Consider the following 15,628-nt stretch of genomic DNA (forward strand, 5'->3'; position numbering starts at 1 on the left):
GTGAGCAGCTGTGACTGAGGGAAAAACCGCTCCACGCGACGGCAACGGCGCCGGTAACGGCGAAGGCGGCGGCAAGGCGAGGAAGATCGCGGGCGCCGCCCTTCCGCTCTATCTGACGATGATCGCGTCATCCGCCGGCTCTCTGGTGGACACCGCGTTGCTCGGGCGGCAGGGGGCGACCTCGCTCGCGGCGTTCGCGGTGACCGTGGCGGTCTTCAGCCCCGCCGTCGCCGCCATCTCCGGCGCCATGCGCGGGGTGATGCCGTTCGTGGCCGCCAAGGACGACGATCCGGACGGCCTGTTGCCCGTCGTGCGCAACGGCATGTGGCTGGGGATCTGCGTGGGGCTGCTCGGAGCCCTCGCCGTGGCCTCGGTGCCCTTGATCAGCAGGCTCAGCGGTGTGCCCGACTCCACGCTCGACGCGCTGGGCGGCTTCCCCTACATCCTCGCCTGCAGCGCGCTGGTCACCTCCATCGGTGCCACGGCCACCTCGACACTGGTCGGTCTGGGGCAGGGGAAGCTGGTGATGCGGGCCGGCCTGACCGGCACCGCCGCCGCCGTCGTGCTGTCCCTGATCCTGGTCGGCGGCATCGGGTCGTTCGACGGCCTGGGCCTGCCGGGCGCCGGCATCGCGATGGTGGCATCCAGCCTGACCAACGCCACACTGGCGCATATCGCCCTGCGCCGGTCCACGGTGCTGGCCGGCCGGCCACTGCGCATCGGACGGCCGCACCTGCGCGAGGTGATCAGGCTCGCCGGGGTGGGCATCCCGCTCGCGGCGACCGTGCTCATCAAGTTCGCGGTGCTGGGCGTCCTGTCCATCGCCGTGGCCCGGATCGGCAGCGACGACGCGGCGGTCCACAGCATCTCGGTGTCGCTGGTCAACCTGATGTTCACCGCCGCCGTCGCGGTGGGGCAGGCGACGGTTCCCCTGGCGGCGAAGTACGTCAAGACCGGTGATGTGCCCGAGGTGCGGCGTGGCGTGCTCGCGGGCATCTGGGTGACGTTCTGCGCGGTGTTCGCCCTCGGCACCCTCCTCGTGGTGCTGCGGGACCCCGTGACCTCCCTGTTCACCAAGAACGCCGGCCTCCAGGACGACGTGCTGGCGATGCTTCCGTTGGTGCTCCTCGTGGTGGTGACCGACGCTTTTCAAGCGGTCTTCGGGTTCGGCCTCATCGCGATCAAGCGGACGGTGCCGAGCCTGGTCACCTTCGCGGCGTGCTACGGAGTGCTGGCCCTGGCCGCCGTACCCGTTGCCACCGCGGGCGGAATCCACGCGCTCTGGGCCACGCTGGCCTGCGCCAACGCCCTGCTCGTCGTGGGCCAGGCGTTCTTCTTCCATCAGCGCAGCGGCAGGCTGCGCGCGGTGGAGCCGGAACCGGTGAACGCCTGACCGGACACCGCGCCGTATCCGTCCCGTCACCCGTCACGTCATCCGTCACGTCACGAACCCGGGAGAACCCAGTGCCCGACATCGCCCATGCCCTTGAACCGCCACGCAGCCTCGTCGACATGTTCGAGGCAACGGCAGCACGCCACCCCGATCGGCCCGCGGTCAGCGACGACGAACAGACCCTCACCTACCGCGAGTTGAGCGAGCGGTCCGACGCCCTCGCCGCCTATCTCAGCGAACGCGGGGTGACGAACGAGGACCGTGTGGCGGTGTACCGCCCCCGGTCGGCGGAGCTGTTCGTCGCGCTCCTGGGCATTCTCAAGGCCCGTGCCGCCTATGTGGCGGTGGACATCCGATACCCCGACAAGCGCCGCGACCTGATGATCGAGCGGTCCGGCGCGAAGGCGGTCGTCACCGCCCCCGGCTGGGCCGGCCGCCTGGCACACCTCGGCGCCGACGTCATCGAGTGGAACAGCGAGCCGGGCAGCCCCTCCCGGCCACCCGGCGCGCGGCCCGCGCCCGACAACGCCGCCTGTGTGCTGTTCACCTCGGGATCCACCGGGATACCGAAGGCCTTCATACTCGAACACGGGAACCTGCTGGCCTTCGCGCGCAACCCCGTCATGCCGGAGCTCCTGCCCACCGACCGGACCAGCCAGATAGCCAGCGTCTCCTTCGACGCCTTCCACTTCGAGACCTGGTGCAGCTTCGCCTACGGGGCGCAGATCACCGTGATGCCCTCCATGCCGGAGCTGCTCGCCTCCGATGTGCGGCAGGAGCTGGAGAGCCGCGGCATCAGCGTCATGATCGCCCCGACGATGGCGTTCAACCATGTGGGGCGCGAGACCCCCGAGACCTTCTCCTCGCTGCGTGTGCTCCAGGTCGGCGGTGGCGTCATGCACGCCTCCGCCTGCCGCGATGTGCTGGGCGGGGGCTTCCGGGGGTCGCTGTGGAATCTCTACGGACCGGCCGAGACCACCACCGGGTGCAGCGTCCACCATGTGGAGACGGTCGGTCCCGACGAGGACTCGGTGCCGATCGGGCGCGCGCTGGAGGGCTTCGACCTCTATGTGCTCGACTCCGCCCGACGCCCGGTGCCGACCGGAGAGGCGGGGGAGCTGTACGTCGGCGGCCCCGGCGTCTCGCGCGGCTACATCGACCAGCCGGAACTGACCGAGCAGCGCTATCACCTGGACCCGTTCGCGGCCGACGGCAGCCGGATGTACGCGACCGGGGACCTGGTGCGCGAACGGCCGGACGGAGTGTTCGAGTACATCGGACGCGAGGACGACCAGGTGAAGATCCGCGGCTACCGGGTGGAACCCGCCGATGTGGAGCGCACGCTGTCGAACCATCCCGCCGTCAAGGAGGCCGTGGTCGTCGTCATCGGCACCGGCCTGGATCTGAGCCTGGTCGCCTTCGCGGCGGCCGAGGACGGGGTCACGCCGCAGGAGCTCACCCGGTACGCGGAGCGGGAACTGCCGGACTTCATGGTGCCCAGCCGCGTCCTGGTGCTGCCGATGCTCCCTGCCAACGAGAACGGCAAGCGGGACGTGGCCGTACTGGAGCGGCTGCTCACCGAAGACCTGCACCGGCGTACGGACATGAGCCCTCCGGCCGAGGGGACCCAGCGCTATCTCGCCGATCTGTGGCAGGAGTTGCTGGGGGTCGAAGAGGTCGGCGCGCAGGACGACTTCTTCGGCGTGGGAGGGAACTCCTTGCTCGCCTACCGGACCCGCCAGCGCGTCCAGCGGGATCTGGGGATCTCGATCGGCTTCCGCGAGATCATCAACCACCCGGTCCTGAGCGACCTGGCCGGACGCATCGACGCGGCGCGCGCCGACGATACCGGCCAGGGGGCGTGATGCGACGCGTCGCAGTCGTCCACGACATGGGCGCCGCGAGTGTGCTCGATGTCGCCGCGGCCTTCGAGGGATTCGCGATTCCGGTGTTCGTGTGCCCGGAATCGCAGAACCTGGAACAGCCGAGGGAGCTCATGGACGAGTTCGGCGTCCTGTGCGATATCGCGGGGCTGGACCTGGGCGAAGCGGTCGCCCGGCTGAGAGCATGCGCCCCGGACGCCATCGTGACCTACAACGACTACCAGCTTGAGACGACGGCTGTGCTGGCCGCGGAGCTGGGGCTGCCCTTCCACTCCCTCGACGTCGTACGGGCCCTCACGCGGAAACACCTCCAGCGTGAACTGCTCAATGCGTGCGGAGCCTCCGCGATTCCGACGCGATTGGTCACTGACCGGGCATCGGCTCTGCGCGCCTTTGCGGAAATCGGCGGCCCGGCGGTACTGAAGCCGAACGTGGGCACGGGCAGCCGCAGCACCTACCGGATTCGCGACCCGGAGGAATTACGAGACGCCTGCGCGGAGATCTTTCCGCAGGGGGAAGGGGCCACGCACGAGGACTTCGTTCTGGAGCGGGAGATCCCCGGCGACCGCGGAAGCGGGCCGTGGGGAGACTATGTATCGGTGGAATCCGCGATCCAGGGCGGGCGGATCGAACACATGGCGGTGATAGGGAAATTCCCCCTGGCCAAGCCCTTCCGGGAATCCGGATCCTTCCTTCCCGCGGCACTCGCGGAGCGGGATCGGAAAGCGGTGCTGGACATCGCGACGCTCGCCCTCCAGGGCCTGGGCGTGAGCGTCGGAGTGTGCCACACGGAAATAAAGCTCTCTCCTCAGGGGCCCCAGGTGATCGAGGTCAACGGGCGGCTCGGAGGCCTCGTCAACGATCTGCTGACGCGCACCGGTGAGCTGAACGCCGTGGAGATCGCCGCTCGCCTGGCCCTGGGCGACGAAGACGCGCCGACCGGCATCGACGCGTGGGAACCGAACCAGGTCTCCTTCGTCTTCGCGAAGGCGCCGCCGGTGGAGGCGACACAGCTGCTGAGCCTGCGCGGAGCGGACGATCTCCAGGCCATGCCGGAGATCTCACGCGTGATGGTCCAGCAGGAACCCGGGGCGCGCATCGACTGGAGACAGGGGAGGCTGGCACACACCTATGTGTGCTACGGAGCGACGCGCACCCATGATGATCTGGCCCGATTGCTGACGACAATGGATAACACGGTGCAGGTGGCATACAAGTGACGGGTGGAGAGCTTCAGCCGATGCGCGGCAAGGTCGTGAGATCGTTCTCGGGAATATTCCCGGAGGGTGCCGATCCGGCCCTGCCGGTGGTGACGTTGTTCAGCGGCGGCCTGGACAGCACATACTTACTGAACCGCCTGGTCGCGATGGGCGCGACGCATGTCCACGCGGTCACCGTCGAGCTCGGTGAAGGAGAATCACACGAGGCCAAGCAGGAGATCGCGGACCGGTTGGGAGTCCGGCTGCACGTCATGGACGGCAGACAGGAATTTGTTGATGAATTCATTCGGCCCGCTATAGCCGCCCAGGCGGTCTATCTCGACACTCACCCCATCAGCTCCTCGTTGAGCAGGCCGCTGATCGCCAGGCTGGCCATGGGCCTGGCCGAGGAGCTGGGTGCCCGGACGATACTGCACACCGCCAACCGGTCGCAGAACACGCTGCGCCGCCTCAACGGCGCTTTCGAATTGCTCGGCTTCCCCGGACGGTACGGCAGCCCCTACGACCTGGACCCGGTGGACCGGGAACAGAAGATCCGAGAGCTCAAGGATGTCGGACTGGCACACATGGGCGAGCGCGTGGTCAGCGGCGACTCGAACCTTTGGTGCCGCGAATTCGAGTCGGGATTCCTGGACGACCCCGAGGACTACGAGGTGCCCGAGGACCTCTACCAGTGGAGCAGACCCGGCGACACCGATGTGCGGGAGCGCCTGGAGATCGGCTTCGCCGGCGGCGTCCCGGTCTCCGTCGACGGAAACCCCCTTCCGCTGGCGGAGCTGATCGCGGCGCTGAACCTGCGTGTGGGAGCCCATGGCCTGGGGCGCTACACCGGCCTTGAACACCTCGACAGCGGAGTGAAGGTCCTGGAGATCCGCGAGATGCCGGCGGCATGGCTGCTGCTGCGCTCGTATCGGCATCTGGAGAGCGCTGTTCTGCGAGCCGAGACGATCCGCGAGAAGATGCATATCGAACAGCTGTGGGTGCGCGAGGCCATAGAAGGCCGTTGGTACGGTGAATTGCGGCGCAGCGCCCAGTCGTTCATCGACACCTGCGCGGTGGAGGTGACCGGAACCATTCGGTGGCGGCTGAACGGCGCCCGCGTGGAAACGGACGCCATCATCGCGAAGCGGCCGCTGTATCTGCGAAACCGCGAGGACTGGGAGAAGGCTTCGGTTTCGTGTGAGCGATCCGAAACTTAGGTCAATCCGGGCCGACCAAGGAGAACATCCGCCATGACAACCTCGACCACCGGACCGGCGGACCCCGCCGCCGATGTTCCGCAGTTGTTCAGGCTCACCGTGGAAGTCGGTGATCTCGAAGAGGCCGTCGCCTTCTACGGCAGGCTGCTGGGCCTGGAGGGGAGCAGACAGCCCGGGGCGCGCTGCTACTTCCAGTGCGGACCGGTCACCCTCTCCATCCAGGACGTGTCCGCCCTGGCAGCGCCGCCGCATCCGGCGGCGAAGGCCCTGTACTTCACCGTCACGGACCTCGATGTCGTCTTCGGACGAGCCGAGGCGCTGGACTGCCTGTCCACGGAACTGGTCCACGATGCCCCGGCGGGCGCGATCGCCGTCCGCCCGTGGGGCGAACGATCGTTCTACGTCCAGGACCCCTGGGACAACCCGCTGTGCTTCGTGGAAAACGACACCGTCTACCCCGGCTAGGCACCTCCACTGATGCGCCTAGTCGACGAGACGGCGTCGGCGGGCGCGCTGGCGGCAGGTCGGACCGCAGTAGCGGGGTGGCCGCCCGGTGGCGCGGACACGCAGCCGTGCGCCGCATTCCACGCAGTACCTCAGGGCGGTGTTTTCGTGACGCGGCAGGGGAGACGTGTCACGGAACGCTTCGGCTTTCGTGACGGCCTGCGTGCGCAATCCGTTCAGCAGCAGCCGCACCAGCCATGTGCCGCGTGCCGGGTCCCGATGTGCCGAGCGCAGTGCGACACCGCCGAAGGCCAGCGCGGACAGATCGTCGGCCCGTATGTCGGCGCGTATCGCACCGGCCAGCTTCGCGTCGCGCAGCAAGCGCTCCAGCGCCTCGCGGAACCGCTGCGCCGCGGCGTTCAGCATGGCGCGCGGCCAGCCCTGGTCGGCGTTGAGCACCTCGCAGAAGCGCTGGCGGTCCATCGACCTCTCGGCCACTTCGAGCAGGAACCCGAACAACGCGTCGCCAGGCGCGGTGCGGGCGGCCCACCGCTCGGCGGCGGCCACCAACCGCTCGATGTGTTCGGCGAGCACCGCCTCGACGAGGATCTCTTTGGTCGGGAAGTGCCGGTAGACCGTCCCGGCGCCGACCCCGGCGCGCTGCGCGATCCGGCCGAGTGACACCTCCAACCCCTCCTCGGCGAAGACGCGCATCGCCGTGCTCAGTACGATCTCGCGGTTGCGGCGGGCATCGGCGCGCCCGGCGGGTGCCGCATCTGGTGCTGCTGTCATGTCACGAAATCCTTGCCCGAGGCCTTGAAGCGGGTGGAGCATCCCGGATCACGTCCAGGATCCTCCATCAACCCCGGAGAGGGCACCATGACCACCGCGACACCCGCCAACCCCGACTCCCCGATCCTCGTCACCGGCGCCACCGGCAAGCAGGGCGGCGCCACCGCCCGGCGGCTGCTTGCCGGAGGCTGGCCGGTGCGAGCCCTGGTGCGCGACCTGACCGCGCCCGCCGCTGCCGAGCTGGCCGCCGCGGGCGCCCAACTCGTGCGCGGCGACTTCGACGATCCGGCGAGCCTGCCGTCCGCGCTCGACGGCGCCGCCGCCGTGTTCGGCATCCCGCCCGTGGCCTTCGGGCCGACCGGACCCGAAACAGCTCTCGAAGTGGCCCGCGGCCGGGTGCTGATCGACGCCGCGGCCGCGGCGGGGATCGAGCAGGTCGTGTTCAGCACCGTCGCCTCGGCAGCGGCCGCATCACGGGGCTCGGAGGGGAAAGTGTTGATCGAGGAGTATCTGCGCGACCACATCGCGCTGCCCACCGTGCTGCGCCCGGTCCGGTTCATGACCAACTATCTCGGCGTCGGGGTGACCGGCATCGACGGGATTTCCCACGGCGTACACCGGCATATCTTCCCTCCGCACGAGCCCATGCAGATCATCGCGCTGGAGGACATCGCGGAGTTCGCCGCCCTCGCGTTCGCCGACCCGGCCCGGTTCGCCGGACGAACCCTGGAACTGGCCGGCGACGAGCCGACCCCGGTGGCGGCCGCCGCCACGATCACCGAGGCCACGGGCCTTCCGATCCGGTACGAGCAGCTCACCGACAGCGAGGCCGCCGCGCTCAGCCCGGAGATCGCCGAGACCAAAAAGCGCTGGCAGGCCGGTGACCGCTGGCACGCCGACATCGAGGCACTGCGCGTCATCCACCCCGGCCTGCGCACGCTCGGCGACTGGCTCACCGCATCCGGCGCCGCCGCCATCCGCAGGCGGTTCGCCACCTCCTGATCTCCGCGCTGGTTCAGGTGGCGCGGCGAGTACGTGTGCCATGCCGTCCAGCCGTCACTGGACATTTCCGGACGGGATCTGTCCTGTATCGGCTCTACGCTCCCCGCGGCACCTCACTTCAGGGAGATCACATGGCCACCTTCGTACTCGTTCCCGGCGCCTGGCTCGGGGCCTGGGCCTGGGACGACACCGCCCGCGCTCTGCGGGAGCGCGGTCACACGGCGCTGCCGTTGACGCTGACGGGCCTGGGCGAGCACGCGGACCGGGGCGGACCCCAGACGGACCTGGACACGCACATCGCGGACATCACCGGGTTCGTCGAGCGCCACGGTCTGCGCGATGTCACGCTGGTCGCCCACAGCTATGCGGCTGCCCCGGTGACCGGGGCGGCCGGACGTCTCGGCAACCGGCTGGAGCGCGTGGTCTACGTGGACAGCGCCCCGTTCACCGCGGGCATGTGCATGCTCGACCTCATGCCACCGCAGGCGGCGGACCAACTGCGCCACCAGGTCGCCGCTTCCGGTGACGGGTGGCGGCTGCCGATGCCGCCCTTCGAGGTCCTGGCCTCGTCCAGCAGCCTCGACGGGCTCGACGAGGCCGAGCGGGACGTTCTGCGCGCGCGTGCCACCCCTCAGCCATTCGGCACCTACACTCAGCGCCTCGCCGGCCCGGCCGAGCCTGTTCCCGGCGCGGACCGAGTCCTGGTCGCCTGCCATGACTTCATGGGCCTGCTGGATGCCGGGGTGCCGATGCTGGCCTCACTGAGCATGCCGCCGTGGCGGCGCTTCGACCTGCCGACCGGCCACTGGCCGATGCTGTCGGCGCCCACGGAACTCGCCGACGTCCTCGACACCGCCGTCTCCTGACCTCGCGTCGCAGGGTTCCGCAGGGCCGGCCGACGCGGCGGCTCAGGTCAGGGGCAGCCGCATGATCGTCAGGTCGAGCCATCGGCCGAACTTGGTGCCGACCTCCGGCACCGTCCCGACGTGGTGAAACCCGAACCGTTCATGCAGCCGGATGGAGGGGGCGTTCTCGGCCTCGATATCGGCGATCACGACATGGTGGCCGGCCTCGCGCGCCGAGGTGATGAGGGTGGCCAGCAGTGCCGAGCCGATGCCGAGGCCGTGCCGGCCCTCGCGGACGTAGACGGAGTCCTCCACCGTGTGCCGGTATCCGTCCAGGTTCCGCCACGGGCCGTAGACCGCGAACCCGGCCGGCTCGCCCTCCACCTCGGCCACGAACGCCGATCCGCGCTCCAGGTGCGCGGCCAGCCAGGCGGCCCCCTCGGCAGGGGACTGCGGGGTCTGCGTCCACAGGGCCGTGGAGTGCGCGATCGCGTGGTTGCGGATCGCGCGTATGGCCTCCGCGTCGTCGGGGCGGGCCGGGCGCACCGCCACGGCCCGGTTTCTCTCGTATATTAGATTCATGTCCAACATAGTAGATCCTCTGGTGGGGCAGATCGCGGCCCGTGTCCGCACCGAACGCGAACGCCGCAGGTGGACCCTGGCCCAGCTCGCGGATGCCTCCGGGGTCTCCCGCGCCATGATCAACCGGATCGAGCGCGGCGAGAGCAGCCCCACCGCCGTCGTCCTCGGCAAACTGTCCGCCGCCTTCCAGCTCAGTGTCGCCTCCCTGCTCGCCCTCGCCGAAGGGGCCCCGGACGACACGGACACAACCGCGGGAGTGCGCCGACAGACCGACGCGGCCGAGTGGTCCGACCCCGCCACCGGCTACCGCCGCCGCCAGATCACCGGCCCCCACTTCCCCGCGGAGATCGCCGAGATCCGCCTGCCCCCCGGGGCCCGGGTGCCGTATCCGGCCGCCGCCTTCGCCTTCATCCGCCAGGTCGTCTGGGTCCTCGACGGCCGCCTGACCTTCCACGACGGCGACACCGTCCACGAACTCGAGCCCGGAGACACCATCGAACTCGGCGATCCCACCGAGCGCGTCTTCGCCAACACCACCGACACCGAGTGCCGCTACGCCGTCGTCCTCACCCGTGGCACGACACCGTGACCCGCCCCCTCACCCGGGGCGGCACGCTCCTCCTCGCCTCCATAGCCGGAACGGCGATCGCGAACAACTACGCCATCCAGCCGGCGCTCGCCGAGGTCGCCACCGACCTGGGCGTCCCGCTCTCCGTGATCGGCCTCGTTCCGACCGCCGCGCTCGCCGGCAGCATGGCCGGGTTCGCCCTCCTGCTTCCCTTCACCGACCACCTCGCCGCCAACCGCCTGGTGACCGCACAGCTCACCGCCCTGGCCGCCGCCCTCGCCCTCGGCGCGGCCGCGCCCGGCGCGGGCGTGCTGCTGGCCGCCTACCTGCTCATCGGCGCGGCCGCCGGCGTCGCGGCCCAGGCCGGCAGCATCGCGGGCCGCCACGCCCCGCCCGGGCGCCGTGGAACCGGCGTCGCCACGGTGGCCGCCGGCATGTCGGCCGGCATCCTGCTCAGCCGCCTGGCGGGAGGAACACTCACCACCGTCCTCGGGTGGCGGCGGATGCTCCTCGTCTTCGCCGCTCTCGCCCTGCTCGGCGCGATCGCCGCCGCCACGCTCCTGCCCCGGCAGCGGCCGCACGCCCGCCGCGGTTACCGCGCCACCCTCACCGCGCTTCCCCCGCTCCTGCGCCACCATCCGGAGCTGCGCCGCGCGGTGGCCACCGGTGGGCTGTGGTACTTCGCCTTCAACCTCGTATGGGTCGCTCTCGCGCTGGCCCTGGCCCGGCCGCCCCACTCCCTCGGCCCGACCGCCATCGGCCTGTACAGCCTGGCCGGACTCCTCGGCCTCGCCGCACTCCCGCTCACCGGACGCCTCACCGACCGGTACACCCCCCACACCGTGATCACCACCGGCATGCTGGCCGCCGCGGCCGGGGCCGCCCTGCTGGCCACCGGTCTCGACTCCCCGCCCGCCATCGCGCTCGGGCTCGCCCTCTTCGACGCCGGCTGCTTCGTCGCCCAGGCCGCCAACCAGAGCCGCATCATCGCCCTCGACCCCCAGCGCTCCGGCAGCCTCAGCAGCGTCTACCTGGTGCTGTACTTCACCATCGGCGCCATCGGCACCGCCCTCGCGGCACCCCTCCTCAACACCCTCGGCTGGCAGGGCACCGCCCTCACTGCCCTCGCCGCCCTACTCCTCGCCGCGGCCCTCGGGCGCACCGGCGCGGAACCACTCGGGTGGAGCAGCATACGGCTCGCCAGTGTTGCGCCGTCACTCCGACGGATGTTGAGTGGCGGCGAGAAGCCCGAGTCCGGACGCCGGGCGAACGCGAATCCCCACGCTTTCACTGAGCCACGTCATTCAGGGCCTGCCGTGTCGGCTCGAACGAGGAGATTCGCCGATGGAAACATCCGAGGGAATCACACACAGCCGTCGCCACTTCCTCGGCGCCGCCGCCGCGGCCGCCGTGGCGGCCCAATTCGGCATGACGGGTGACACGCAAGCGCAGTCCGAAACCTCCGGGACTGGCACATCCTTCGGTCCGGTGAAGCAAATCGATGCCGGTGACCTGAACGTGGGATACGTCGAAGCCGGACCTGTGAACGGGAGGCCGGTCATACTGCTCCATGGTTGGCCCTACGACATCCACAGCTATGTTGCGGTCACGCCCCTGCTCGCCGCACAGGGATACAGAGTTGTCGTCCCCTATCTGCGCGGCCATGGCACAACGCGATTCCTTTCGAGTAAAACACCCAGGAACGCCCAGCAATCGGCGTTCGCTCTCGACATCATCGCCCTGATGGACGCTCTCAAGATCGAGAGGGCCATCCTCGCCGGGTACGACTGGGGGGCACGGACGGCCGACATCATCGCGGCTCTCTGGCCGGAGCGCTGCAAGGCGCTGATCTCGGTCACCGGGTATCTGATCGTCAATGTCGAAGCCAACAAGATGCCGACGCCACCGAAGAGTGAATGGGCATGGTGGTACCAGTATTACTTCGCAACGGAAAGAGGCGTGCGGGGCCTCAAGAAGTACCGACACGATTTGGCCGAGCTGGTATGGAGATTCAACTCTCCGACATGGAAGTTCGACAAGGCGACCTTCGACCGCACGGCAGCGGCCTTCGACAATCCCGATTATGTCGGCATCGTGATCGACAATTACCGCTGGCGGCTCGGCCTGGCCAAGGGGGAACCCAGGTACGCGGCCATCGAGAAGCGTCTCGCTGCGGCCCCGGTCATCAAGGTGCCGACGATCACCATTGACGGAGCGTACGATCCATTCACGCCCCCAGGACATGGCTCGGCCTATCGCAAGAAGTTCACGGGCAAATACGCGCACCAGACCTTCAAGGTGGGACACAACGTTCCGCAGGAGGCTCCGCGGGCCTTCGCGAAGGCCGTCGTCACCGTCGATGGATTCTGATCGCGTTCCGCTTCGGCTGAAGTCGCAGGCCGGGCGGCTGGTGGTTAGCCTGAAGTCATACCCCGCGCCGGACATGAGACGGAATTCGCACGGAGGAGAATCTCATGACCGAGAGCCACCCGCGGACCCCGGCCACCCCCGCCGCGCTGGCCGATCCGCTGCGTAACCGCGGTGTCGGCTTCACCCGGGGGCAGCGGGAGGCCCTCGGCCTCACCGGACGGCTGCCGTCCGGAGTTCTCACCCTCGACCAGCAGGCTCAGCGCGCCTACCAGCAGTTGAATGCCCAGGGCAGCGACCTGGCCAAGAACGTCTATCTGGAACAGCTGCACGACCGCAACGAAACCCTGTACTTCAAGGTTCTCGCCGAGCATCTCGTGGAGCTGCTGCCCATCGTTTACGACCCCACCGTGGGCGAGGCCATCGAGAACTACTCCCACGAGTACCGCCGCCCTCGAGGCGTCTACTTGTCCATCGAGCATCCGGACGACATGGAAAGGGCCTTCGCCACGCTCGAACTCGGGCCCGAGGACGTCGACCTGATCGTGTGCACCGACGCGGAGGAGATCCTGGGCATCGGCGACTGGGGCGTCGGGGGAATCCAGATCTCGGTCGGCAAGCTGGCGGTGTACACGGCGGCCGCGGGCGTGGACCCGCGCCGGGCCGTACCCGTGTCGCTGGATGTGGGCACGGACCGGAAGTCGCTGCTGGACGACCCGCTGTACCTGGGCAACCGGAGCCCTCGCGCCCGCGGCGCCGACTACGACGCGTTCGTGGAGAAGTACCTGGAGACCGCGTCGTCCATGTTCCCCAACGCGTTGCTGCACTTCGAGGACTTCGGCCCCAGCAACGCGCGACGGATCCTGGAGCAGTACGGCGGACGCTACCGGATCTTCAACGACGACATGCAGGGCACGGGCGCCATCACGCTCGCTGCCGTGCTGTCGGCCGTCGAAGTGAGCGGTGTGCGCATGCGGGACCAGAAGCTGGTCGTCTTCGGGGCGGGTACCGCGGGGGTGGGCATCGCCGACCAGCTGCGTGACGCCATGATCCGCGACGGCGCGGACCCGGAGTCGGCCGCGGCCCACGTGTGGCTGATCGACAAGCAGGGGCTGCTCACCCGGGACATGGACGACCTGCGTGACTTCCAGCGGCCCTACGCGCACGATCCTGTCCGGGTCGCGGACTGGGCGAGGGACGACGGCGCGATCTCGCTGCTGGAGACCGTGCGCCGGGTCAAACCCACGATCCTGCTGGGCACTTCCACCGTGCACGGGGCGTTCACACGCGAGGTCGTCGAGGCCATGTCCGAGGGCACCGAGCGGCCGATCATCCTTCCGATCTCCAACCCCACCTCCCGGATCGAGGCCATGCCCGCCGATGTCGTCGCCTGGTCCGGGGGCAAGGCACTGGTGGCCACCGGCATCCCCGTCCCCCCCGTGGAGTACGACGGCGTGACGTACCACATCGGGCAGGCGAACAACGCCCTGCTCTACCCGGGGCTGGGCCTGGGCACGATCGTCTCCGGAGCGTCCCAGGTGACCCCGGGCATGCTGCTCGCGGCGGCACGTGCGGTCGCGGACCAGGTCGACGCGACCGGGCCGGGCGCCTCACTGCTGCCACCCGTGGAGAACCTCCGGGAGTCCTCGGCGATCACCGCGACCGCCGTGGTCGAGGCGGCGCTCGACGAGGGAGTGGCCACCTGCAAGCCGACCGACCCCGCGGAAACCGTCCGCGATGCCATGTGGCAGCCCGTCTACACCGACGGAGTGAGTTCATGACCACCCGTCAGGACGGGGACGGCAAGGCCCCGAAGATCCTCGACATCCCCGTCGGCCTGGCCGCGACCGGCACCCGGCGGGAGACCGACTCGATGGGTGCCATCGACGTTCCCGCCGATCGCTACTGGGGTGCGCAGACCCAACGGTCCCTGATCCACTTCTCCATCGGCGACGACCGGATGCCCGCAGCGGTCTACCACGCCTACGGCCACGTCAAGAAGGCCGCCGCCGCCGTCAACGGACGCGCCGGACGACTGCCGGCCTGGAAGAGCGGCGTGATCCAGCGGGTGGCCGACGAAGTCATCGCGGGCGAGCTGGACCAGCACTTCCCGCTGTATGTGTGGCAGACGGGCTCCGGGACCCAGTCCAACATGAACACCAACGAGGTGATCAGCAACCGCGCCATTCAACTGGTCGGCGGCGAACTGGGCAGCAAGTCCCCCGTCCACCCCAACGACCACGTCAACATGGGGCAGTCATCCAATGACACCTTCCCCACCGCCATGCACATCGCCGCGGTCAAGGAGATCCACGAGCACCTGCTGCCCAGCGTGCGCGCGCTGCACCGGGCCATCGAGGCCAAAGCCCGGCAGTGGCACGACGTGGTGAAGATCGGCCGCACCCACCTGGAGGACGCGGTCCCGCTCACCGTGGGGCAGGAGTGGTCCGGCTACGCCCACCAGCTCAAACAGGCGATCGACCGGGTCACCGGATCCGCCGAGGGACTGTACGAGCTGGCCATGGGCGGCACCGCGGTCGGCACCGGGCTCAACGCCCCGCCCGGATTCGGCGAGCAGGTCGCCGCCGAGATCGCCTCCGCGACCGGCTTCCCGTTCACCACGGCCGCGAACAAGTTCGCGGCCCAGGGCGGTCTGGACGCCGTGGTCGGCGCCTCCGCCGGGCTGAGGGCGCTTGCCGTGCCGCTGATGAAGATTGCCAACGACATCCGCTGGCTGGCCTCCGGACCCCGCTGCGGCCTGGCGGAACTGGACCTCCCGGCGAACGAGCCCGGCTCCTCGATCATGCCGGGCAAGGTCAATCCGACCCAGTGCGAGGCGATGGTCATGGTCTGCATCCAGGCGCTGTCCGAGGACTCCGCCATCGCTTTCGCCGGCTCACAAGGCAACTTCGAGCTCAACGCCATGCGCCCGGTCATCATCAACAACTTCCTGCACGCGGCCACGATCCTCGCCGACGCCTGCACCAAGATGCGGGAGTACTGCGTCGAGGACGCCGAACTCAACCGGGACCGGATCGACAGCTATGTCGACCGGTCACTCATGCTGGTCACCGCGCTCTCTCCGGTGATCGGCTACGACAAGGCCTCGGCGATCGCCCACAAGGCCGACGACGAGGCCACCACCCTGCGCGACGCGGCGCTGGCCTCCGGCTACATCAGCGCCGAGGACTTCGACCAGATCGTCAGACCCGCCACCATGGTCGGCCAGAAGCCCTGAGGCGCCGCCTGAGCGAGCAGGAGAAAACGCGGTCGGCGTACAAGAATGAGGAGAGGGCATCACGGTGTTTCCAAGCGCGCCCGGTGTTCCCATCG

At 69.3% G+C, this 15,628-nt stretch carries 14 protein-coding genes; 12 read left to right on the top strand and 2 right to left on the bottom strand.

All coding sequences use genetic code 11. The features are described 5' to 3' along the window. The first annotated feature begins 10 nt into the window (after positions 1 to 10). The 5 genes from ABTY62_RS30120 (at position 11) to ABTY62_RS30140 (ending at position 6,160) form a co-directional block, all read left to right on the top strand. Positions 11 to 1,393, top strand: coding sequence for an MATE family efflux transporter (locus ABTY62_RS30120; protein WP_352132568.1), 1,383 nt, complete (start codon positions 11 to 13; stop codon positions 1,391 to 1,393). A gap of 119 nt (positions 1,394 to 1,512) precedes the next feature. Continuing rightward, positions 1,513 to 3,258, top strand: coding sequence for a non-ribosomal peptide synthetase (locus ABTY62_RS30125; protein WP_352132569.1), 1,746 nt, complete (start codon positions 1,513 to 1,515; stop codon positions 3,256 to 3,258). Positions 3,259 to 3,284: 26 nt separating this feature from the next. Then, positions 3,285 to 4,496 (top strand): ATP-grasp domain-containing protein, encoded by a 1,212-nt coding sequence (locus ABTY62_RS30130; protein WP_352132570.1) that lies wholly within the window; start codon positions 3,285 to 3,287, stop codon positions 4,494 to 4,496. Between the two features lie 20 nt (positions 4,497 to 4,516). Further along, a complete protein-coding gene (locus tag ABTY62_RS30135; protein ID WP_352132571.1) occupies positions 4,517 to 5,695 on the top strand; it encodes an argininosuccinate synthase-related protein in 1,179 nt (392 codons plus the stop codon). A gap of 33 nt (positions 5,696 to 5,728) precedes the next feature. Then, positions 5,729 to 6,160 (top strand): VOC family protein, encoded by a 432-nt coding sequence (locus tag ABTY62_RS30140; RefSeq protein ID WP_352132572.1) that lies wholly within the window; start codon positions 5,729 to 5,731, stop codon positions 6,158 to 6,160. Between the two features lie 18 nt (positions 6,161 to 6,178). Here ABTY62_RS30140 and ABTY62_RS30145 read toward each other — a convergent pair whose 3' ends face one another. Beyond that, positions 6,179 to 6,931 carry a TetR/AcrR family transcriptional regulator gene (locus ABTY62_RS30145; RefSeq protein ID WP_352132573.1) on the bottom strand — a complete coding sequence of 251 codons (753 nt, stop codon included), beginning with the start codon at positions 6,929 to 6,931 and terminating at the stop codon, positions 6,179 to 6,181. 87 nt (positions 6,932 to 7,018) lie between these two features. On the opposite strand from ABTY62_RS30145, the gene ABTY62_RS30150 reads away from it, so the two are divergent. Continuing rightward, on the top strand, positions 7,019 to 7,933 hold the full coding sequence (locus ABTY62_RS30150; RefSeq protein WP_352132574.1) for an NmrA family NAD(P)-binding protein: 915 nt from the start codon (positions 7,019 to 7,021) through the stop codon (positions 7,931 to 7,933). A gap of 131 nt (positions 7,934 to 8,064) precedes the next feature. Then, the gene (locus ABTY62_RS30155) at positions 8,065 to 8,799 is read left to right on the top strand and encodes an alpha/beta fold hydrolase (RefSeq protein ID WP_352132575.1); all 735 of its coding nucleotides are present in this window, start codon (positions 8,065 to 8,067) and stop codon (positions 8,797 to 8,799) included. A 42-nt stretch (positions 8,800 to 8,841) separates the two neighbouring features. Here the strand turns inward: ABTY62_RS30155 and ABTY62_RS30160 are convergent, their stop codons facing one another. Next, positions 8,842 to 9,360, bottom strand: a complete 519-nt coding sequence (locus ABTY62_RS30160) for a GNAT family N-acetyltransferase (RefSeq protein ID WP_352132576.1) — start codon at positions 9,358 to 9,360, stop codon at positions 8,842 to 8,844. On the opposite strand from ABTY62_RS30160, the gene ABTY62_RS30165 reads away from it, so the two are divergent. From ABTY62_RS30165 to fumC, 5 genes are all read left to right on the top strand, one after another. Further along, positions 9,359 to 9,949: a helix-turn-helix domain-containing protein gene (locus tag ABTY62_RS30165; RefSeq protein WP_352132577.1), complete on the top strand. Its 591-nt coding sequence runs from the start codon at positions 9,359 to 9,361 to the stop codon at positions 9,947 to 9,949. The genes ABTY62_RS30160 and ABTY62_RS30165 overlap by 2 nt on opposite strands. Beyond that, positions 9,946 to 11,367, top strand: coding sequence for an MFS transporter (locus tag ABTY62_RS30170; RefSeq protein WP_352132578.1), 1,422 nt, complete (start codon positions 9,946 to 9,948; stop codon positions 11,365 to 11,367). The genes ABTY62_RS30165 and ABTY62_RS30170 overlap by 4 nt, the downstream gene beginning before the upstream one ends. Next, a complete protein-coding gene (locus ABTY62_RS30175) occupies positions 11,273 to 12,298 on the top strand; it encodes an alpha/beta fold hydrolase (RefSeq protein WP_352132579.1) in 1,026 nt (341 codons plus the stop codon). Before ABTY62_RS30170 ends, ABTY62_RS30175 begins: the two co-directional genes overlap by 95 nt. A 104-nt stretch (positions 12,299 to 12,402) precedes the next feature. After that, positions 12,403 to 14,076, top strand: coding sequence for an NAD-dependent malic enzyme (locus ABTY62_RS30180; RefSeq protein ID WP_352132580.1), 1,674 nt, complete (start codon positions 12,403 to 12,405; stop codon positions 14,074 to 14,076). Further along, positions 14,073 to 15,533, top strand: coding sequence for a class II fumarate hydratase (gene fumC / locus ABTY62_RS30185; RefSeq protein ID WP_352132581.1), 1,461 nt, complete (start codon positions 14,073 to 14,075; stop codon positions 15,531 to 15,533). The genes ABTY62_RS30180 and fumC overlap by 4 nt, the downstream gene beginning before the upstream one ends. Positions 15,534 to 15,628: the final 95 nt, after the last annotated feature.

The organism is Streptomyces sp. NPDC097640 (genome assembly GCF_040302705.1).
Taxonomy (GTDB): domain Bacteria; phylum Actinomycetota; class Actinomycetes; order Streptomycetales; family Streptomycetaceae; genus Streptomyces.